This window comes from Rhodospirillales bacterium (assembly GCA_020638175.1).
Lineage (GTDB): Bacteria > Pseudomonadota > Alphaproteobacteria > Micavibrionales > Micavibrionaceae > JACKJA01.
Window position 1 is genome coordinate 1,461,447 of sequence record JACKJA010000002.1, and the last position, 19,927, is coordinate 1,481,373.

Consider the following 19,927-nt stretch of genomic DNA (forward strand, 5'->3'; position numbering starts at 1 on the left):
ACAGGATATATCAATATTTTGTTAATATTTTAACATCAAGCGCGGGAAGCACAGGGCGTCAGCCGAAATAAATGTGCAACATCACAAAGAGAATTTTGAAGAGTCTCGCCTGACAAGCTATAAAGCACAACCATCCCTTTTTTTCCCGGCACAGCCATTCTCTTGCGGTCAACGATTCCGGCTTCCCATAGTTTTTTCAGGGAGCGAGATGTTTCGGGCGGACTGATCCCACAAAGATCGGCAAGCTCGTTTACGGTTTTTCTTTCCCCATCACCATTCACCATGTGATCCACGAGCGCCAGCCGTGTCTCATGGCCAAGCGCGGCAAATATAGCGTGCAACCGAATTGAGTCAGACATAATTAAACGATCCCGATCTAAAAATTAGCATTTCCTAATTTATAGAGAATTACATAACGGGAGTTTATCGGCAAGAAAAAATAGCGGCCACAAAGAATCACGGAAGCGTGCTTTGCACGCGTGCGGCTCTTTTTATAGATTTCGTGGATTCACTTCATCGAGGATATGAGAAGAGTCTAGCCGATAATCTTATGACGGTTATGGCGGATGGGGTGGGATTCGAACCCACGATGGGCTTGCACCCATGCCGGTTTTCAAGACCGGTGCTTTCAACCGCTCAGCCACCCATCCGTCTTTTCGGATAAAAGGAATACACATCCCCTCTTTATTCGTAAAGGATTTTTACTATAGTAAGGGCTAATTTATTCGAATCAACGCAGGAGACACACAGCCATGATGGGCTTTCTCAATAAAATTCTCGGTAACAACTCTGCTTGCGCAAGCGACGACTGCACCATGGAGATCATCACGCCGCAACAGGCACAAGAATGGATCGAAGCCGGGAAGGCGGTCTTGTTTGATGTCCGCGAAGACGATGAATTCCGGGGAGAACACATTGCCGGTGCCGTATCCGAACCATTATCCCGTTTTCGCCCCGAACATGTGGCGGAGCTGGCCGGGGACAAAAAAATCATCCTGCAATGCCTGAGCGGCAAACGCTCGCAAATGGCCTGTCAGCAATTTTTAGCACTGACCGGCAAAAAACCATACCGGTTCCAGGGATGCCTGACCGGTTGGAAACAGGCCGGATTGCCTACGGAAAAAGCGGGATAAACCATAAAATTTCTTTGTGAGTGACCGGCGGCTCTTCTAGAGTATTGAAAAGCCGAATCGAATTTATGGAGAAAACAACTTGCTAACAAATAACTTTAAATACGTTGCGCAAGTAATTGTATTTTATTTATTATTTACAATTTCATCACCGGTGTATGCCGGTGAATTCGATCAATGGCTGCAGACCCTCCGGGCCGAAGCAGTTCAACAAGGCGTTTCAGAACAAACCCTGAATGCCGCCCTGAAGGACATCGCCCCGATCCCGCGCGTTATCGAGCTTGACCGCAAACAACCCGAAAGCAAAATGACCTTTGCACAGTACCGCACCCGGATCGTTGATCCGGTCCGGATTGAAAAAGGCCGCAAACTCCGCCGCCAGTACGCCGATGAACTGGCCGCGGTGGAAAAAAAGTACGGCGTAGCCCCCGAATATGTTGTAGCGCTATGGGGCATTGAAACCAACTTTGGCACCAACACCGGCGGCTTTGATGTTGTTCCGGCACTCGCGACGCTGGCATGGGACGGGCGGCGCGGTGAATTTTTCCGCAAAGAACTGCTGCTCGCCCTGAAGATCATTGATAACGGACATATCGCCGCCGGTGACATGAAAGGATCATGGGCGGGCGCCATGGGACAAAATCAGTTTATGCCTTCCAGCTTCATGAGCTTTGCCGTCGATGGCAATAATGACGGCCGCAAGGACATATGGGGTACAAAAGCCGATGTTTTTGCTTCGACAGCCAATTACCTGTCCCGCAGCGGCTGGCAGGCCGGATATCGCTGGGGCAGGGAGGTTAAACTTCCCACCGGATTCCCAGAATCCCTGACAGGATTGGAAGTCAAAAAGAGCCTGTCGGACTGGCAAAAACAGGACGTAACCCTGCCAAATGGAAAGCCTATACCAATAGCCGCCGGAATCAAGGCCTCCATTGTCACGCCGGACGGCGTTGGCGGCCCGGCCTTTCTGGCTTACGATAATTTCCGAACCATCATGAAATGGAACCGTTCCACCTATTTTGCAACATCCGTGGGGTTACTGGCCGATGCTATCGCACAATAATATTCGATCCTTGTTTTTCCTGTTTGCTTCCGTGCTCCTGATATCCGGCTGCTCGGAAATCCAGTTTGCCTCTCATGTCGCCAAAAGTATCAACCCGCCGCCCAAAAGCCAGGGAACCTTCAAGGTCGGATCGCCTTACAAAATTGATGGCAAAATGTACTACCCCACAGAAAGCTACACATTGGTGGAAACCGGGATTGCCTCATGGTACGGTCCGCAATTCCACGGCAAACAGACTGCCAATGGCGAAATTTTTGATATGAATGAGCTCACGGCTGCGCACCGGACACTGCAAATGCCCTCTCTGGTGCGGGTAACCAACCTTGAAAACGGCCGTTCCCTCATCGTCCGGGTCAATGACCGCGGCCCTTACGCACGGGGCCGGATTATCGACCTCTCCAAACGGGCGGCTGATCTTTTGGGCTTTAAAAACAAGGGTACAGCCAAAGTCCGCCTTCAGGTATTGCGCGAGGAAAGCATGAAAATCGCGCAGGCCGCCAAATCCGGCAGGGATACAAGCGGCTTTGAAATTGCCGCCAATAAAAAAGGCTATCTGGCAACACCGGAACCGACACCTGCGACCGCATCACAGCCACCGGCAACATACCAGACCGCCGCCGTCACGCCGGAAACCGGAAAAACCGCCGGGCTGCAAGGCGTCCAGAAAGAACCGCTGCAAAGCGTTATTCCCGGTCACACGCGTAACGGTCAGTTTTATCCCGACCCGGTCATCACCGAGGAAGCCGTCACCCCCAGCAACATTTATGTGCAGGCAGGCTCGTTCAGTGTTCACGATAATGCCGTCAACCTCCGGAATAGTCTGGAGCCGGTTGGGCGCGCCGGTGTCTATCCTGTTGAAATCAACGGCCAGCATTTTTACCGCGTCCGGCTGGGACCGGTCAGCTCGGTCGATCAGGCCGACGAGCTTTTGGCCCGTCTCGTCAACACCGGTCATCAGGATGCGATCATAGTGGTTGAATAAGCGCCATAAATCCTTATTCTGTAGAAAAACCGACTTCTTCTTTTATTGGAAAGATAATGAAACGACTGATTTACCGCCTTTTCGTACTAGCCCTTTTTCTGGCGCCCGTGACAGCATCACAGGCCGCAACCCCCATGACGACCAGCGCCAAACAAGCCATCGTCATCGATTACGATACCGGGATGGTTTTGTTTGAAAAGGACGCCGATACGCAAATGCCGACATCGTCGATGAGCAAGGTTATGACGATTTATGCGGTATTTGATGCCCTGAAAGATGGGAAAATATCTCTCGACGACACCTTACGCGTCAGTGAAAAAGCCTGGCGCAAGGGCGGCTCCAAGATGTTTGTCGAAGTTGGCAAAAACGTCAAAATCGAGGATCTGATCCGCGGCGTGCTGATCCAGTCGGGTAACGATGCCACAATCGTTCTGGCCGAAGGTCTGGCCGGTACCGAAGAAGCTTTTGCCGAGGGACTGACCGCCAAAGCCCGGCAACTGGGCATGGCACATTCCCATTTCATGAATGCCAGCGGCTGGCCCGACCCCCATCATTATTCAACCGCCCGCGATCTGGCCACATTGTCCGCCGCAATCATCCGTGATTTTCCGGATTACTACCATTATTTTGCAGAACAGGAATTCACCTATAACAACATCAAACAGCGCAACCGCAACCCGTTGCTTTACCGTGATATCGGTGCCGACGGCGTTAAAACCGGCCACACCGAGATCGGGGGATACGGCCTGATGGGCGCCGGTGTTTATAATGGACGGCGGGTTATTATCGTCGTCAACGGCCTGCCGGATGAAAAGGCCCGCGCACAGGAAGGCGCCAGACTTCTGGAATGGGGCATGAAAAGCTTTGAAAACGTAGAACTGTTCAAAGCCGGTGAAACCGTCGAAAACGCTTCCGTTGTGATGGGCAAGTCCGACAAGGTAGCCCTCACCCTCGCGCAGGATTTAAAGGCCACCGTTCCCTCCAGTGTCAAAAATGACCTGAAAGTCGATGTCGTTTATGAATCGCCGCTGGAAGCGCCGATTGCCAAAGGCGATAAAGTCGCCGTACTGCGCGTGGCCGTGCCGCGGGGAGAAACGCTGGAAATTCCGCTGCTGGCCTCACAGGACGTTCCACGTCTGGGGCTTGTTGCCGGAACGCTGGCCAAAATAAAACTGTCTGTTTTCGGACATAAAGAGGACGAAAAATAATGTCCGGCGGCCTGTTCATCACCCTCGAAGGCGGGGAGGGCAGCGGCAAAAGCACACAAATCAGGCTTTTGAAAGAGCGGCTGGAAGCACGCGGGCATGAAGTCGTCACAACGCGCGAACCCGGCGGCACCCCCGAAGCCGAAAAAATCCGCAACCTTCTTGTTCAGCGCGACGGCGGCCACTGGACGCCGATGGCTGAAGTCCTGCTGTTTTTCACCGCCCGCACCATGCATGTCGAAGATTTAATTAAACCGGCGCTGGCCGCCGGAAAAATTGTCATTTCCGACCGTTTCACCGACTCGACCCGCGCCTATCAGAGCGCCGGACACGGCTTACCGCCTGAGAAAATCGAAGCCGTCAACGATCTGGCCATCAACGGTTTTTCGCCGAACCTGACGTTCATCCTCGATATCGAGCCTCGCGCCGGACTGGCCCGGTCCCTGAAACAAAACGCCGTTGGTGGCACGGAAACCGAAGACCGCTTTGAAAAACTGGATATCTCGTTTCATGAAAACCTGCGCCGCGAATATTTGAATATTGCCACCCGCGAACCGGAGCGCTGCAAAGTGATCGACGCAACCCGAACGATTGATGAAATCGCCGGTGCTCTGGAATCAGCCGTTACGGATAAACTGAATGCTTTTTGACGAATTCGAAGACGAAGACAACTTTGGCGACGCGCCGGTAACGGAAGCCGGTGATGGTCTGGTGCCACCGCGGGAAATGACATCCTGTACCGGCCAGGAAAACATCGAATCCTTCGTGCTGGCCATGGCACAAAGCCAGCGCATGCCCCACGCCCTGATTTTTGCCGGGCCGGAAGGCGTCGGAAAAGCAACCATGGCTTTCCGGCTGGCGCGGTACCTGTTCAAGCACGGAAACACTGAAGATGATAGCGGCGGATTATTTGGCGAGGCCTTGCCCGCCGAAAAACCTGAAAACCTGTCGGTTCCTTCTGCAGATCCGGTCTTCCGGCAAGTGGCGTCCGGTGGACATCCCGACCTGATGACCGTAGAGCGCGAAACCGACGAAAAAACCGGCAAGGTCAAAAGCGGCGTATCCGTCGATTCCGTACGCAAAGTTGCCCCCTTTATGCGCATGACAGCCTCGCAGGGCGGTTGGCGGATTGTCATCATCGACGATGCCGACACCATGAACCGCAACGCCCAGAATGCGCTGCTTAAAATTCTCGAAGAACCGCCGGAACAGGCTTTACTGATCCTGATTACGCACCGGATCGGGGCGCTGATCCCGACGATCCGCTCACGCTGCCGCGTTGTAAACATCCCGCCGCTGAGCCGTGCTGACTTTGCCGCGCTGATCCGCAAAGAGCATCCCTCCATGCCCGCGGACGATATCGACACCCTGTACGCCATCGCGCAAGGAAGCGCCGGGCAGGGGCTTAAAATCGCGGAGGAGGGCGGCCTGGAAATGCTCGACACCGTTCTGTCCCTAATGGATAACACGGGACAGCCCGACTGGAGCGCCATCCATAAACTCGCCGACAAGCTCGCACGCCCCGGCGCCGAAAGCAGCTACCGCGCCTTTTGCGATGTTATGCTGTGGACCAATGAAAGTCTTTTAAAAGCCACCGCCTGCCAGAGTGAATTGCCGGCAGGGATCGCCCGGCTGGAAGCTCTCAAAATCCAGTATTCTCTTGAAGACTGGATCAAAATCTGCGAAACCCTCAGGGACCATTTTGAAACCTTTACCCGCGCCAACCTTGATAAACGGCAAGCCGTTCTGGGCGCGTTTGGAATATACCAAGACAGGAAAGCCGCCTAAATGACCGACAAGCCCAGCTATTACGTAACCACCCCGATTTATTACGTGAACGACAAACCTCATCTGGGGCACAGCTACACGACGATTGCCTGCGACGTGCTGGCACGCTTCAAACGGCTGGACGGCTATGACGTTAAATTCCTGACCGGCACGGATGAACATGGCCTGAAAGTCAAACAGGCTGCGGATAACGCTGGGATCAGCCCGCAGGAATTCACCGATCAGGTCTCCCAGAACTTCCGTGATCTTTGTGAAACGCTGAATTTTTCGAATGACGATTTCATCCGCACCACCGAGCCGCGCCATATCAAGGCGGCACAAGGCATCTGGAACAAACTGGTCGAAGCAGGAGACATCTATCTCGACAAGTATAGCGGCTGGTACGCGATGCGGGATGAAGCCTATTACGGCGAGGATGAACTGACCGACGTAGACGGCAAGAAAGTCGCCCCGTCCGGCGCGGAATGCGAATGGGTTGAAGAGGAAAGCTATTTCTTCCGCCTGTCCGCGTGGCAAGACCGCCTGCTGGAACTTTACGAGAAAAAATCCTGATTTCATCTTGCCGGAATCCCGCCGCAACGAGGTCATCAGCTTCGTGAAAAGCGGCCTGCGTGATCTGTCCATCAGCCGTACCACCTTTGACTGGGGCGTCCCGGTTCCAGGCAACGACAAACATGTGATGTATGTCTGGATCGATGCCCTGACCAACTATATTACCGCGCTGGGCTACCCGGATACCGAAGCGCCGGATTACAAGAAATTCTGGCCTGCCGATTACCATGTCGTTGGCAAGGATATCCTGCGCTTTCACGCGGTGTACTGGCCGGCCTTCCTGATGGCGGCCGGGCTGGAACCGCCCCAATGCGTCTTCGCCCATGGCTGGTGGACGATCGAGGGGCAGAAAATGTCCAAATCGCTGGGCAACGCAATTTCCCCGCACGACCTTGTCGAACGCTACGGCGTCGATGCCTCGCGCTATTTCTTGATGCGCCATGTGCCATTTGGCAATGACGGCAACTTCGCGCACGAAGACGCCATTACCCGGATTAATGCCGATCTGGCCAACGGGCTGGGAAATCTGGCCCAGCGCACGCTCAGCATGATTTACAAAAACTGCGACGGTGCCCTCCCGGAACATGGCGATTTCACACCGGCCGATAAAAAATTACTCGACGAAGTCCATATCCGCATGGTGCCCGGCGTTCGTCAGGAACTCGACCTGCAGCGCTTCCACAAAGCGCTGGAAATCATCTGGCGCATCGTTGGCGACGCCAATGCTTATATCGATGAACAAGCCCCGTGGAAGCTGAAAAAAGAAGATCCCGACCGTATGCGTACAGTGCTGTACGTGCTGGCCGAAACTATTCGCTGTCTGGCCCTGATCGTCCAGCCCGTCATGCCCGAAAGTGCCGGCAAAATGCTGGACCAGATCAAAATTCCGGCTGGCGCCCGTGACTTCAGCCATATCAACGCCGGGCACGCGCTGGCGAGCGGCACCACCATCGACCAACCACAAGGCGTTTTCCCGCGAATCGTCGAAGAGGATAACAAAGAACAGGTAGCGTAATATGGCGGCAAACCTCTGGTTTTTCTACGCACTCATGGCTTCGTTTTCATGGGGGATAGCTTACGTCATTTCAGAAAAACTTCTGCGCATGGGGATGACTCCCGCCCTGATGATGACGATAAGCGCCACGATCTGCGCCCCCCTGTATCTCCTGCTGGCGGCAAAATTCAATGAAATCAAACCCGGATGGGAACTGATAAAAAACAATACGGACCAGCTATGGGTCATCCTGCTGATGGCGATAACCGTTGTCGCTGGCAACTTTTTCAGCCTGCTCAGCATCTCGGAAAAGAACGCAACCCTGACCGCTTTTATTGAAATTTGCTACCCCTTGTTTACGTTTATTCTGGCGGCCCTGATCTTCAAAGAAAGCCAGCTTAACTGGGGCACAGCATTTGGCGGTCTTTTGATATTGGCTGGAATCGCCGTAATTTACTGGAAAAGCTAGAAATATGTACATCGATTCACATTGCCATTTGAATTTCGACCGCATGGATGAAATCGGCGGACTGGAAGCCGTAATAGACCGCGCACACAAGGCCGGAATTGAAGGCATGGTCACGATTTGCTGCCGCGTATCCGATGAATTTCCCGAAATCCTGAAAATTGCGCAGGAACACGATAACATCTGGTGCAGCATCGGCACGCACCCGCACGAAGCCGGGGAAGAAGCCGAAAAAGCAATTACCTTGGAAAAACTCATCGAAATTGCGAATTCAAACCCGAAAATCGTCGGAATAGGGGAGAGCGGCCTCGATTACTACTATGATAACAGCCCCCGCGAAGACCAGCAGGACAGCTTTCGCAAACATATCCGCGCCTGCATCGAAACCGACCTGCCGCTGATCGTCCACGCTCGCGACGCCGATGACGATATTATACGGATCATCCGGGAAGAGGGCACCGGAACAAAGCTAAAAGGGCTCATGCACTGCTTTTCCTCCAGCCGCGCCCTAGGGGAAGCCGCTCTGGATTTTGGCTTCTACATCTCTTTTTCCGGCATCGTGACCTTTAAAAAAGCACAGGAACTAAAGGATTTCGCCCGCGACGTGCCGCTGGACCGCATCCTGACCGAAACCGATGCACCGTTTCTTGCCCCGGAGCCACACCGCGGGCGGGTCAATGAACCGGCCTTGATGGTTCACACGGGTCGCCACCTTGCAGAGCTTAAAAATATTTCTGAAGAAAGCCTCGCAAACCATTCAAAACAAAACTTTTTTAATCTTTTTGATAAGGCGGAGCCGGTATGAACGCCAAAATCACCATTTTAGGCTCCGGCAACTCGGCGGGAACGCCATCCATCGGCAATTTCTGGGGGAATTGCGATCCCGGCGAACCTAAAAACAACCGGATGCGGGCCTCCATAGCCGTTCAAACGGCCAAAACCACCGTTATCGTCGATACAGGCCCGGATTTCCGCCACCAGATTAACCGGGCGAACATAGAAATCATTAACGCCATCCTGTACAGCCACGCCCACAGCGACCATGTCAACGGCATGGATGAACTACGCGTTATCCGCAATCATACCAAAAGCTGCGTCGATATCTACAGCAACCGCGAAACGCTGGGATCGCTGGAAAAAACCTTTCCGTTTTTGTTTATTAACAGCGAAAACCGCCTGTATCCACGGGTTGTCGAACCGCATACGATCAAGGACACGCATTACGGCACGCCGTTTATGATTGGCGATATCCCGGTTGTTCCGTTTGAACAGGAGCACGGCACGATAAAGTCTCTGGGCTTTCGCTTTGGCGACGTCGCGTACTCAACAGATATGGTTGACCTTGACCAGCAAGCGCTGGAAACGCTCTCAGGCGTCAAAACATGGATTGCCGACAGCGCAGCTTATAAACACACTGAAAATCCCGTGCATGCAAACCTGAAGAAACTTTACGAGCTTAACGAGGTTATTCAGGCCGATCGCGTGATTGTCACGCACATGCCGCCATCCATGGATTACAAAACACTCTTGAAAGAATTGCCGGAAGGATTCGAGCCGGCCTATGACGGCCTTGAAGTCGATTGCACACTGTAAACAGGGCTGAGCAACCTCAGAACGCGATAAATAAATTATCCATTCTAATAGCACTCTCGAACCCCTTAACGAATAACCTGCCCCGTTATCCCTGTATATTATTTTCCATAATATACATTATCACATTATTATCAATCGGCACTCCGAGCACCCCCCATCAATCGTATCAAGCTCAATGACCGCACTAATTCTAAGGCTTCTCTGGAAATCGTTAACGACGGAATTATATTAACAAAACAAATCGCCACGTAACCCAAAAAATGAAAGCGAGCAAAGCATGATCACCGTTTATCCTGCCGAAACATTGGGGCGCGCCGATCTGGGGTGGCTGCGCACGAAGTATCATTTCAGCTTCGCGGATTACCGCAATCTGCGCCGCGTCCATTTTGGCAAACTGCGCGTCATTAACGATGATACGATCGCCGCCGGCGCCGGGTTCGACATGCACGGTCACGAGGATATGGAGATCATCACCTTCGTCCGCAGCGGCGCCATCAGCCACCGCGATTCGGAAGGCAACGAAGGCCGCACCGAAGCCGGCAATGTGCAGGTCATGAGCGCCGGCAGCGGTATCCGCCACGCCGAATTCAATAAGGAAGACCGGGAAACCACCCTCTTCCAGATATGGATCTTCCCGAAAGAAAAAGGCGTCAAACCGCGCTGGGACAGCGCCCGGTTCGACAACAGCAAAGCGGCAAGCAACCTCCCCCTGCTCGTCTCCGGCCGCGCCGAGGATAAAGGCAAAGGCGCTCTGTACATCCATCAGGACGCCTCCATTCTTGGTGGCAAAATAGAGGCAGGAAAAGAAATAAATCAAAACATTAAAGATCAGACATATCTAATTGTATCAGATGGAGAAATAGAGATTCTTGATGAACCACTCCGCAAAGGTGACGGCGTTGAGATCACGGATCAAAAGAGTGTCACAATCAAAGCTCTGACCGACGCGGAAGTCATCATGATCGACGTCCCGGCATAACCCGCCCTGTACAAGCCGACCACAATCGGCTAAGCAGAGTTTATGGACAAACACGATAAAAACCAGAAAGCCACCCAAGACCTTCTCGACCTGATGGCTCGGCTGCGCAATCCTGACGGCGGCTGCCCGTGGGATCTGGAACAGGATTTCAAATCTATCGCCCCGCACACGATCGAGGAAGCCTACGAAGTCGCCGACGCCATCGAACGCGGCGACATGAATGACCTGAAGGACGAACTTGGCGATTTACTGCTCCAGGTCGTCTTTCACGCGCAAATGGCCGAGGAAGAAGGCCTGTTTGATTTCGCCGATGTCGCAAGGCACGTCACCGATAAAATGGTTCACCGCCATCCTCACGTCTTTGGCGATGAAACCGCCGCCACCGGCGATGATGTCCTGCATGGCATCTGGGAGCAGCAAAAAGATAAAGAGAAAAAGCGTACGGAATGCGAAAGCGTCCTTGATGACGTGACCCGCGCCCTGCCCGCCATGATGCGCGCCCAAAAGTTGCAAAAACGCGCAGCCCGCATCGGTTTTGAATGGCCGGACACGCAAGGCGCCTGGCATAAACTGGACGAAGAGCTCGGCGAACTGCGGGAAGCCATCACCGAAGACGACCAAAACCACATACACGAAGAACTGGGCGACGTGCTTTATTGCGTCGTCAATCTGGGCCGGATGCTGGGCGTTGACTGCGAGACCGCCATGCGTGACTGTAATTATAAATTTGAAAGTAGATTCAAAGCGATGGAAAAGAAACTTAAGAAAATAGATTCGCCATCTCTGACCAAAATGCTTGAAATCTGGCAGGCCCAGAAATAAACGCCCTTACGCGCCGCTTTTTGCTTTCGCCGGCTTATATCCAAACCGCTCCTGAAAACGGCCCAACTGCGAAGGGTCGATATTCAAAGTCAGGGAAATCCCCTCTTCCGTGTCACTCCGGCTTTCGACATGACCATGCTGGTAAAGCCATGCCAGTGCTTCCCCGTCGGTCGGCGGCAGGCAAAAGCTCACCGTTTTGCGCTTACGGGATAAAAACGCCCCGATCGTATCCAAAAGCACATCGGTCCCTGCCCCGCTTAACGCCGACAACGGCACAATATTGGCGCCAAACCGGGCACGTCGTTCAATATCGGGCAGCTCATCCTCCGACACGGCATCCATCTTGTTGAATAACTCGATCACGCGCGGATCTGAATCATGCTCCACCCCTAACTCCGCAAGAATTTTCACGACCTCGGCGCGCTGCGCTTCATGATCGGCCCGCGCCATATCCCGCACATGCAAAATCACATCGGCATACTGCACCTGCTCCAGTGTCGCCCGGAACGCCGCCACCAGATCATGCGGCAAATCCGCGATAAACCCGACCGTGTCAGAGAAAATCACATCCTGCCCGCCCGGCAACGTCACTTTACGCATCGTCGGGTCAAGCGTCGCAAACGGCAAATCTTCGGCAAACACCCCCGCCCCGGTCAGCTTGTTAAACAGCGTCGATTTCCCGGCATTGGTATAGCCGACCAGCGCAATAATCGGATACGGCACTTTCTCACGGCTTTTCCGCCCCAGCTCACGGGTCTTGCGCACTTTTTCGAGGTCTTTTTTAAGATGGGCAATCCGGTCAATAATCATCCGCCGGTCAATTTCAAGCTGCGTTTCCCCCGGCCCGCCGGTCTTCCCCGTCCCCCCGCGTTGCCGCTCAAGGTGGGTCCACGACCGCACCAGCCGTGATTTCTGGTATTCCAAGGCCGCCAGCTCCACCTGAATGCGCCCTTCCTTCGTCTGGGCCCGCTCCCCGAAAATCTCAAGGATCAACCCTGTCCGGTCGATCACTTTCACATTCCAGAATTTTTCAAGGTTACGCTGCTGCACAGGCGACAAATCGTGATTAACGATCACCAGATCAGGCTCCAGAGCCGCCACGGTTTCCGCAATCTCTTCACACGTCCCCTTCCCCAGGAAATGAGCAGGATTAATCCGGGAAATCCGCGCGATTCGAATATCCTCCACCTCAAGGAAAATCGCGCGCGCCAACCCGGCCGCTTCCTCGACCTGCGCATCTATCTGCGATGATTCCGGCATCCGCGCTTCGCCCCCCTGCCCACGCAAGACAGGATGCACGATCAGCGCCCTGTCCGGCGCTGCCCGCGTTTCAAAATACTGGAATCCACTCATATAAGGATATTTTTAATCTTCGGACTCTTCGCCGCTTTTCTCTTCATCCGTATCATACAGATTCAAAGGCGCGCCCGGCATAATCGTCGAAATCGCATGCTTATAGACCAACTGGATATGCGAATCCCGGCGCAGCAGCATGGAAAAATTGTCAAACCAGGTCACAACGCCCTGAAGTTTCACCCCGTTCACCAAGAAGACAGTAACACTCATCTTCTCTTTCCGGATTTTGTTTAGAAATACATCCTGTACGTTTTGATTTTTTTCGCTCATTTTTATGATGTCCTGTTTATTTTTAAATACTGACCGCCCTGTAATTGTTATGAAATATCAGCCGACAGCCTGTCTTTCTCCATTACGCTCAATACAACGTGCCAACGCCTTTTGCAAGTCATGACACGAATTAAATACGCCCAAAGGCGCAAATTCTTCAACCAGCTTATCCTGCACAGCGTCAGAAGCCCCAACCAGAATAGCCACACATCCGGCATTGCGGGCCAGCCGCATGTCAGCCACAGAATCACCGACGTACCATACTCCCGCCATCTCGTCCTCCAACCCCGCTTCCGCAAGGGCCGTGATTAAAGGCAGAGGATCGGGTTTGTCGCGTTCAACGTGCCCCGCCCCGATAATGGAAAAAAAATGGTCCGCCCAGCCCAAATGCATCATCTCGTCCAGCAAAAACGCATGCCGTTTATTACTGACAATCCCGAGCGGAATGCTTGTTCCCGTCAGAAAAGACATCAACTCATCTGCCCCCGGTAAAATTTCAAGCCTGTCCAGATGAATACGCGCAATTTCATCATACAAAATACCCAGCGCTTCATCGAACCTGTCACCATACAGATCGGGATAAGCATCCAGCGAAGAGCGGTGTGCGATAGTGCCAACATATTCGGCCATATCCCATTCCGGCAGGTTAAAATGCCGCCGCACAGCATTATGACCGTCCAGAACACACGCCATCGTATCCACCAGCGTGCCATCCCAGTCAAACACCAGCGCTTTCGGCAAAGGAACGTTCTCTATCATTGTTCAGGCCGCCTCTACTTTTTCAATCGCCAGAGAATCCCGGAAAATATCCTGAGCGCTGCAAACATAATTATCCGTGACGTCCGTCACCAGAAAACGGCTCTTCCCGGTTTGACTGATCGCGGAGTCAATTTCCGGATGCCGCTGTAAATAATCAGCCAGCTTGCGCGGAATAATTTCATCTTGGGACAACAGCGCCACATCCGACCCGATCATCGTACGGATCGTGTCTTTCAGATAGGGATAATGCGTGCACCCCAAAATCAGTCCCTCTATCCCGGAATCAACGAGCGGCTGAATATAGCTCTCCAGCACAGGCTCAATCCAGCGCATACCGCCGTGCTCAATCATCGGCACCAGCAAAGGCGATGCCTGCGGGACGATCCTTATATCCGGATCCAGCTTGCTGAGTTCTTCTTGGTAAACACCGGAGCAGACAATCTGGTGCGTCGCCAGCAAACCAATACGCTTAAGGCGTTTCTCATAGGCCTCCTCCAGCGTCGGCACCACCACCCCCAAAATCCGGCGATCCGGATAATGTTCAGGCAAATATTCTTGCTGCAACCGCCGTAGCGCCGCGGCACTGGCCGTATTACAGGCGATAATAATCAGCTTGCAATCATGCGCGGAAAACAAATACTCCATGGCCTGCCGCGTATAATGATAAATGGCATCGCGCGAACGGCCGCCATAGGGCATGTGAAGCGTATCGCCCATATAAATCAGGTCATGGTGCGGCAAATGAGTCCGGATCGCTCTGGTAATCACCAGCCCGCCCAGCCCTGAATCAAAAACGCCCAGTTTCATGAATGATACTCACCAGCTCCCTAGAACAGATCAATCTGAACGGAAAACATCTTTTCGACTTTCCGGGCCTGTCCGCCGGCCGCCAGCAAAATGATGTGATCCCCCGGCCGCACAACAAAGTCAGACGGCGGGTTAATCACTTTATCCTCGCGGACGAGCATGCCAATCACCACGCCCTGTGGTAATTTAATATCCCGAATAGCCACATTGGCAATCGAGATCGTGTCGGAAACCTCTGCTTCGATAATTTCGGCAAATCCGTCCCGCAAAGTGTGAAGCGCCTTGATCCGTCCCCGGCGCACATGCTGCATAATCGTGGAAACCGTCGAAGATCGGGGCGAAACTGTCACGTCAATCCCCAGCGAATTCGTCAAAACGGCATAGGTCGTATTGTTAACCAGCGCAATAACCCGCTCACAGCCATGCTGTTTTGCCAGCAATGAAGCCAGAATGTTAGTTTCATCATCGTCAGTCAGGGATATCAGCGTATCCGTCCGGGCGATATTGGCCTCTTTCATAATCTCATGATTGAGAGCATCACCGTGAATGACAATCACATCCTGAAGAATCTTGCTGACCTCCTTGGCTGTGGCTTCATTTTTTTCGATGACCTTGATCTGGATATTGTCATGGTCCTGCTGCAGTAACTTTACAAGACTGATCCCTATGTTACCACCGCCGACAACGGTGATCTGGCGCGCGCGCTCTTCTTCATGGCCAAAGATAGCCAATGCCCGGTGAAGATGCTCACTAACCGTGAAAAAGAAAACCTCATCGTCAACCTGCAACTGGTCATCCGAACCGGGGACCAAGGGCTGCCCTTCTCTCAGAATAGCGCTGATCTCGAAATTCAAATCAGGAAACGTCTGGTGTAATTGCTTGAGCTGCGTATTCACCACAGGACAATCGTCCTTGCAAATAACACCGACCAGATAAACCTTGCCCTCTGCCAAAGAAACAACACTGGTTGTGCCCGGAATGCGCAAACGCTGGTTAATCGAACGGGCAACTTCGATTTCCGGTGAGATAATAACGTCAATCGGCATATGCGCCCGGCTAAACAGGTTTGACCATGCCGGGTTCAGGTAACTTTGTTCGCGTATCCGGGCAATTTTTTTAGGGACGCCAAACAGGGAATGAGCAACCTGACACGCCACCATATTAACTTCGTCCTGATCCGTAACCGCCACAATCAGGTCAGCGTCACTGGCCCCGGCCATAGACAGGACTTCGGGATCGGATGCATGCCCCAAAAGCGCATTCACATCCAGTTCGTCATTAACTCGTTCAATCAAATGGCGATCACAGTCAACGACGGTCACATCGTTATCTTCTCGCGCCAGATAAGAAGCGATGTTGTACCCAACCTGTCCGGCGCCGCATATAATAACCCGCATTTGTTCCCCACGTCCTCGTTCTTTAACGCAGCATTTCTATGCCGCAGATGATTCATCACGCTCATTGTGCTTTGCCATCGCTGTGATGCCAAGCTGTTTTAATTTCCGATGCAACGCCGAGCGCTCCATCCCCACAAATTCGGCCGTTTTCGAAATATTGCCGTCAAACCGCTTGATCTGGGACGCCAGATATTCCCTTTCAAACATCTCGCGCGCCTCACGCAGCGGCGCGCTCATAAGGGTTTGATGGTCAACCGGATCATCCCCGCCGGGCGCACCGCCGACAATCTCTGACGGTAACTGATCGGGCCGTACCATATCATCGTCGTTTGCGGCGCCACCGCCCATAATCATCAGGCGCTCCACCAGATTCCGGAGCTGGCGGACATTACCCGGCCAGTCATAAGCCTGCAGCGCCGCCAGCGTACTTTTGGCCAGCCTGCACGGCGGCATCCCGGTCTGGGCGGCAAACTGTTCAATAAAATAATCCGTCAACGCCCCGATATCCTGTAAATGATCGCGCAGCGGCGGAAGTTCGATCGGAACGACGTTCAGGCGAAAATAAAGGTCTTTGCGAAAATCACCTTGCTCCATGGCTTTTTCAAGATCACGGTTGCTGGCCGCGATAATGCGTACATCAACCTCGATAAAATCCTGCCCGCCAAGGCGCTGGAATTTCTGATCCTGCAAAACCCGTACAATCTTGCCCTGCGTCTCGGCCGGCATATCGGCGACTTCATCCAGAAGGAGCGTCCCCCCGTCGGCTTGCTCCAGCAAACCGGTTTTTACGGCCTCATCCTCAACACCGAATAATTCCGCCTCCAGACGCTCCGGATGCAAAATCGCACAGTTCAGCGCCACAAACGGCCCCTGTGCCCGCTGGGACATCCGATGAATCAAACGAGCGGCAATCTCCTTGCCTGTTCCCGGCTCGCCGGTAATCAAAACCCGGCTGTTAGTCTGCGCTACCCGTGACAACATCTGGCGCAGAGCCGTTATCGCATGGGAATCTCCCACCAGCTCGGACGGTCCCTGCGCCTTTTCTCTCAATTTTTTGTTTTCCCGCACCAGCTTGGCGTTTTCGAGCGCCCGTTCGATCATCAAAAGCAAACGGTCGGTTTTAAACGGCTTTTCGATAAAATCATAAGCCCCCTGTTTAATGGCGCTGACCGCCGTTTCAATCGTGCCGTGTCCGCTAATCATCAGAACAGGAATATCGGCATGCGCAGCCTTGATAGTTTCCAGGATTTGCAGCCCGTCATGCGTGCTGTCCTTCAGCCAGATGTCCAGAATCACCAGATTCGGTTCACAGTCTTCTATCTGGGCATAAGCATCATCCGAATTCCCCGCTTGCCGGATGGCATAGCCCTCATCCTGCAAAATCCCCTGCAGCGCCAGACGAATATCGGCTTCATCATCAATAATCAAAATATCGGCTTTACTCATTTTTTGCCTTTTCTTTTTTTCTATGCCGCTTGGATTTCAAGCATGTCTTCCCCTTCGGCGGGCAACACCAGAATAACCGTGGCTCCGCCAAGATTTACCCAGTCTTTTTGGTCTTTCAGCCAGCCCGGAACGCCCAGAACCAGACGCCCGTGATGATCGTCCATAATCTTTTTGACGATCGCCAGCCCCAAACCGGTTCCCTTGGCCTTGTGCGTAACGTAGGGCTCCGTCAGGTTATCGACGTTCTCTTCACCGGGTAGTCCCAGACCGTTGTCCGTCACTGCCACAAAAATATCCTGTCCATGACAGGACATCAAAATGTCGATCCGCCCCGCAACAGAATCCTGTTCCTGCCGCGCATGAATGGAATCGATGGCGTTTTGAATAATGTTGGTCATCGCCTGCCGGATTTGCCGGGTATCAAAAGCGGCGAACACGGCTTCATCCCCTTCGTTCAGCCCCGTCAAACCAAATGAAATATCGGGATGCGCTTGCTGCTCCAGCGTCAGCATATCCCGGATCGAGCGCCCCAGATCATCACGCTTGATAACCGGTTCGGGCATCCGCGCAAAAGCTGAAAATTCATTGACCATCCGCCCGATATCCCCGACATGATGAATAATCGTATCGGTGCATTGCGCGAAAATATCCTGATCGTCCTTGATCTGCGACAGGTATTTGCGTTTCAAACGCTCGGCGGAAAGTTGTATCGGCGTCAGCGGATTTTTAATCTCATGCGCGATCCGCCGGGCCACATCCGCCCAGGCTGCTTTACGCTGCGCCGATTGCAATTCGGTAATATCATCGAACGTCAGAACAGCGCCTTTATCTTCCTCGCCCAACATCTCAATCGCCATCCGCACCAGCAAAACCCGTTTCGTCCCGTCCTGACAAACATAAGGCAATTCGAACTGGGTAATTTTACCCGGTTTTTGATGAGCTTGCTCCAAAAGCGGCGCCAGATCGGGAATGATAGCGGTAATGAGCTGACCAGACAGTGCATCACTTTCCGTTTGAAACAGTTCGCAAGCCGAGTTATTCACGAGCCGCACCACGCCTTTTTCGTCAACCCCGACAATCCCGGCGGATACACCGGCCAGAACCGTTTCGATAAAATGACGGCGCTGGTCAATCTGACGGTTGGCAGCCACCAGCTCATCACGCTGCTCCTGCAACTGGCTGGTCATCCGGTTAAAGGTCCGCGCCAACAAGGTAAATTCATCGCCTCGACGAAATTCCCGCACCCGCGCCGTCAGGTCACCGCCCCGCACCCGTTCCGCGGCCGTAATCAGCTCGCCAATCGGCAAAACAAGCTGCCGGGCAAAAATCAACCCGAACCACGTCGCCGCCAACAATAACAACAGCGCCACCACGACAAAAATCAGGGTTATTTTGACCTGCAAATTGGAATACTGCCCTTCCAGCGCTTCATAAGCCGCCACAGCCTGCCGGGTATCGGCCAGATAGGACAAGACCGTCGGATCGACCATCCGCCCGACAAACAAATAAGCGTCGGCAAAATTCTCCAGCCGCACAAGTGCCCGCACCCGGTCGTCATCCTCGCTGGTCATCAGGACAATCTCACCGGCATCAGCCTCCGCCAGATCGACTGAGCGCAATTCCGCAAACGCCGGAGAAATTTCAACGCCGGCATGCGCCAGCACCTGCCCGGCCCGGTCAAAAACAATCACTTCCGAAAAATTACGCAGCAAAGACTGCGTCCGCATGACCTTGGCAAACGCCTCCAGATTTTCCGTCAGAATTTCGGCCTGACGGTTCAGGTCATTGGCCATGCCCATCATATCAACCCGGATAACCTGCTGGTGTTCGCGCAAATACGCCTCGGCAACTGCCTGCGAGCGGTTAACCGCCGTGCTGACCCGTTCGCTAAACCAGCTTTGCACCCCGAAATGCAAAAAGAAAGCGGCAAAAACCGTCATCAAAATCGCCGGCGTTGCCGCCAGAAGCCCAAAGACAAAGACCAGCCGCACATGCAGGCGTGATCCCGCCAGTCCACGCCGTCGCCCGCTCCACAAATTAGCGATCCGCCGGGCAATCAAAATCCCCAGCACCAGCAAAATCACCATATCAAGGTTCAAAAGCCAGATAACGGTTTCAGGATCACTACCGAAAGGCGGTGCTTCAGTCAAAGCGGCATAAGTCGAAAAACCGCTCAGGATCGCCGCAAAAATCAGCAAAAGCGCCAAACGGTTCCCCCAGTCACTGCCAACGCGGGCCAGCAACGCGATTTTTGCGAAAAGATTTTTATTCAAAGGGAACGGCATTCTTAAAACTGTTTTATTATATGAATTTGTTTT

General features: G+C 53.2%; 19 protein-coding genes, 1 tRNA gene and 1 pseudogene. 12 read left to right on the forward strand and 9 right to left on the reverse strand.

Annotation, left to right across the window (positions count from 1 at the left end; translation table 11 throughout):
* Positions 1-35 precede the first annotated feature (35 nt).
* Together H6868_07205 and H6868_07210 are read right to left on the reverse strand one after the other, a co-directional pair.
* Positions 36-359 carry a winged helix-turn-helix transcriptional regulator gene (locus tag H6868_07205; protein MCB9989104.1) on the reverse strand — a complete coding sequence of 108 codons (324 nt, stop codon included), beginning with the start codon at positions 357-359 and terminating at the stop codon, positions 36-38.
* A gap of 201 nt (positions 360-560) precedes the next feature.
* Positions 561-650 (reverse strand) — tRNA-Ser (locus H6868_07210).
* Between the two features lie 165 nt (positions 651-815).
* On the opposite strand from H6868_07210, the gene H6868_07215 reads away from it, so the two are divergent.
* The 12 genes and pseudogenes from H6868_07215 to mazG all read left to right on the forward strand — a co-directional run bounded on the left by H6868_07215 (position 816) and on the right by mazG (position 11,574).
* Positions 816-1,133 (forward strand): rhodanese-like domain-containing protein, encoded by a 318-nt coding sequence (locus H6868_07215; GenBank protein ID MCB9989105.1) that lies wholly within the window; start codon positions 816-818, stop codon positions 1,131-1,133.
* Between the two features lie 61 nt (positions 1,134-1,194).
* Positions 1,195-2,193, forward strand: coding sequence for a lytic murein transglycosylase (locus H6868_07220; protein MCB9989106.1), 999 nt, complete (start codon positions 1,195-1,197; stop codon positions 2,191-2,193).
* Positions 2,177-3,175 (forward strand): septal ring lytic transglycosylase RlpA family protein, encoded by a 999-nt coding sequence (locus H6868_07225; protein MCB9989107.1) that lies wholly within the window; start codon positions 2,177-2,179, stop codon positions 3,173-3,175. The genes H6868_07220 and H6868_07225 overlap by 17 nt, the downstream gene beginning before the upstream one ends.
* Positions 3,176-3,219: 44 nt before the next feature.
* Positions 3,220-4,383: a D-alanyl-D-alanine carboxypeptidase gene (locus H6868_07230; GenBank protein ID MCB9989108.1), complete on the forward strand. Its 1,164-nt coding sequence runs from the start codon at positions 3,220-3,222 to the stop codon at positions 4,381-4,383.
* The gene (locus H6868_07235; protein ID MCB9989109.1) at positions 4,383-5,030 is read left to right on the forward strand and encodes a dTMP kinase; all 648 of its coding nucleotides are present in this window, start codon (positions 4,383-4,385) and stop codon (positions 5,028-5,030) included. The genes H6868_07230 and H6868_07235 overlap by 1 nt, the downstream gene beginning before the upstream one ends.
* Entirely contained in the window at positions 5,020-6,168 is a 1,149-nt protein-coding gene (locus H6868_07240) for a DNA polymerase III subunit delta' (GenBank protein ID MCB9989110.1), read from the forward strand. The genes H6868_07235 and H6868_07240 overlap by 11 nt, the downstream gene beginning before the upstream one ends.
* Positions 6,169-7,735, forward strand: a pseudogene (locus H6868_07245) (methionine--tRNA ligase).
* 1 nt (position 7,736) lies between these two features.
* Positions 7,737-8,183 (forward strand): DMT family transporter, encoded by a 447-nt coding sequence (locus tag H6868_07250; GenBank protein MCB9989111.1) that lies wholly within the window; start codon positions 7,737-7,739, stop codon positions 8,181-8,183.
* Between the two features lie 4 nt (positions 8,184-8,187).
* Positions 8,188-8,985: a TatD family hydrolase gene (locus H6868_07255; protein MCB9989112.1), complete on the forward strand. Its 798-nt coding sequence runs from the start codon at positions 8,188-8,190 to the stop codon at positions 8,983-8,985.
* Positions 8,982-9,773, forward strand: a complete 792-nt coding sequence (locus H6868_07260) for an MBL fold metallo-hydrolase (protein ID MCB9989113.1) — start codon at positions 8,982-8,984, stop codon at positions 9,771-9,773. Before H6868_07255 ends, H6868_07260 begins: the two co-directional genes overlap by 4 nt.
* Before the next feature lie 277 nt (positions 9,774-10,050).
* On the forward strand, positions 10,051-10,752 hold the full coding sequence (locus H6868_07265) for a pirin family protein (GenBank protein ID MCB9989114.1): 702 nt from the start codon (positions 10,051-10,053) through the stop codon (positions 10,750-10,752).
* A gap of 42 nt (positions 10,753-10,794) precedes the next feature.
* Complete coding sequence (gene mazG / locus H6868_07270) at positions 10,795-11,574, forward strand: nucleoside triphosphate pyrophosphohydrolase (protein MCB9989115.1); 780 nt, start codon at positions 10,795-10,797, stop codon at positions 11,572-11,574.
* A 6-nt stretch (positions 11,575-11,580) separates the two neighbouring features.
* On the opposite strand, the gene hflX is transcribed toward mazG, so the two are convergent.
* Genes hflX through H6868_07305 form a run of 7 tightly spaced genes read right to left on the reverse strand, consistent with a single transcriptional unit; the run spans position 11,581 to position 19,894 of the window.
* Positions 11,581-12,927, reverse strand: coding sequence for a GTPase HflX (gene hflX, locus H6868_07275; GenBank protein MCB9989116.1), 1,347 nt, complete (start codon positions 12,925-12,927; stop codon positions 11,581-11,583).
* A gap of 12 nt (positions 12,928-12,939) precedes the next feature.
* Entirely contained in the window at positions 12,940-13,200 is a 261-nt protein-coding gene (hfq, locus tag H6868_07280; GenBank protein MCB9989117.1) for an RNA chaperone Hfq, read from the reverse strand.
* A gap of 57 nt (positions 13,201-13,257) precedes the next feature.
* Positions 13,258-13,959, reverse strand: a complete 702-nt coding sequence (locus H6868_07285) for an HAD family hydrolase (GenBank protein ID MCB9989118.1) — start codon at positions 13,957-13,959, stop codon at positions 13,258-13,260.
* A gap of 3 nt (positions 13,960-13,962) precedes the next feature.
* A complete protein-coding gene (gene murI / locus H6868_07290; protein ID MCB9989119.1) occupies positions 13,963-14,766 on the reverse strand; it encodes a glutamate racemase in 804 nt (267 codons plus the stop codon).
* Between the two features lie 20 nt (positions 14,767-14,786).
* Complete coding sequence (trkA, locus tag H6868_07295) at positions 14,787-16,163, reverse strand: Trk system potassium transporter TrkA (GenBank protein MCB9989120.1); 1,377 nt, start codon at positions 16,161-16,163, stop codon at positions 14,787-14,789.
* A gap of 36 nt (positions 16,164-16,199) precedes the next feature.
* The gene (locus H6868_07300; protein ID MCB9989121.1) at positions 16,200-17,609 is read right to left on the reverse strand and encodes a sigma-54-dependent Fis family transcriptional regulator; all 1,410 of its coding nucleotides are present in this window, start codon (positions 17,607-17,609) and stop codon (positions 16,200-16,202) included.
* Positions 17,610-17,629: 20 nt separating this feature from the next.
* Positions 17,630-19,894: a PAS domain-containing sensor histidine kinase gene (locus tag H6868_07305; GenBank protein MCB9989122.1), complete on the reverse strand. Its 2,265-nt coding sequence runs from the start codon at positions 19,892-19,894 to the stop codon at positions 17,630-17,632.
* Between the last annotated feature and the right edge of the window lie 33 nt (positions 19,895-19,927).

Bases quoted from the DNA above. Each gene is read 5' to 3' on its own strand.
- H6868_07285 (MCB9989118.1), bottom strand. From the start codon at position 13,959: ATGATAGAGAACGTTCCTTTGCCGAAAGCGCTGGTGTTTGACTGGGAT.
- H6868_07240 (MCB9989110.1), top strand. From the start codon at position 5,020: ATGCTTTTTGACGAATTCGAAGACGAAGACAACTTTGGCGACGCGCCG.
- H6868_07255 (MCB9989112.1), top strand. From the start codon at position 8,188: ATGTACATCGATTCACATTGCCATTTGAATTTCGACCGCATGGATGAA.
- H6868_07205 (MCB9989104.1), bottom strand. From the start codon at position 359: ATGTCTGACTCAATTCGGTTGCACGCTATATTTGCCGCGCTTGGCCAT.
- H6868_07250 (MCB9989111.1), top strand. From the start codon at position 7,737: ATGGCGGCAAACCTCTGGTTTTTCTACGCACTCATGGCTTCGTTTTCA.
- hflX (MCB9989116.1), bottom strand. From the start codon at position 12,927: ATGAGTGGATTCCAGTATTTTGAAACGCGGGCAGCGCCGGACAGGGCG.
- trkA (MCB9989120.1), bottom strand. From the start codon at position 16,163: ATGCGGGTTATTATATGCGGCGCCGGACAGGTTGGGTACAACATCGCT.
- H6868_07215 (MCB9989105.1), top strand. From the start codon at position 816: ATGGAGATCATCACGCCGCAACAGGCACAAGAATGGATCGAAGCCGGG.
- H6868_07305 (MCB9989122.1), bottom strand. From the start codon at position 19,894: ATGCCGTTCCCTTTGAATAAAAATCTTTTCGCAAAAATCGCGTTGCTG.
- H6868_07260 (MCB9989113.1), top strand. From the start codon at position 8,982: ATGAACGCCAAAATCACCATTTTAGGCTCCGGCAACTCGGCGGGAACG.
- mazG (MCB9989115.1), top strand. From the start codon at position 10,795: ATGGACAAACACGATAAAAACCAGAAAGCCACCCAAGACCTTCTCGAC.
- H6868_07235 (MCB9989109.1), top strand. From the start codon at position 4,383: ATGTCCGGCGGCCTGTTCATCACCCTCGAAGGCGGGGAGGGCAGCGGC.
- H6868_07225 (MCB9989107.1), top strand. From the start codon at position 2,177: ATGCTATCGCACAATAATATTCGATCCTTGTTTTTCCTGTTTGCTTCC.
- hfq (MCB9989117.1), bottom strand. From the start codon at position 13,200: ATGAGCGAAAAAAATCAAAACGTACAGGATGTATTTCTAAACAAAATC.
- H6868_07300 (MCB9989121.1), bottom strand. From the start codon at position 17,609: ATGAGTAAAGCCGATATTTTGATTATTGATGATGAAGCCGATATTCGT.
- murI (MCB9989119.1), bottom strand. From the start codon at position 14,766: ATGAAACTGGGCGTTTTTGATTCAGGGCTGGGCGGGCTGGTGATTACC.
- H6868_07265 (MCB9989114.1), top strand. From the start codon at position 10,051: ATGATCACCGTTTATCCTGCCGAAACATTGGGGCGCGCCGATCTGGGG.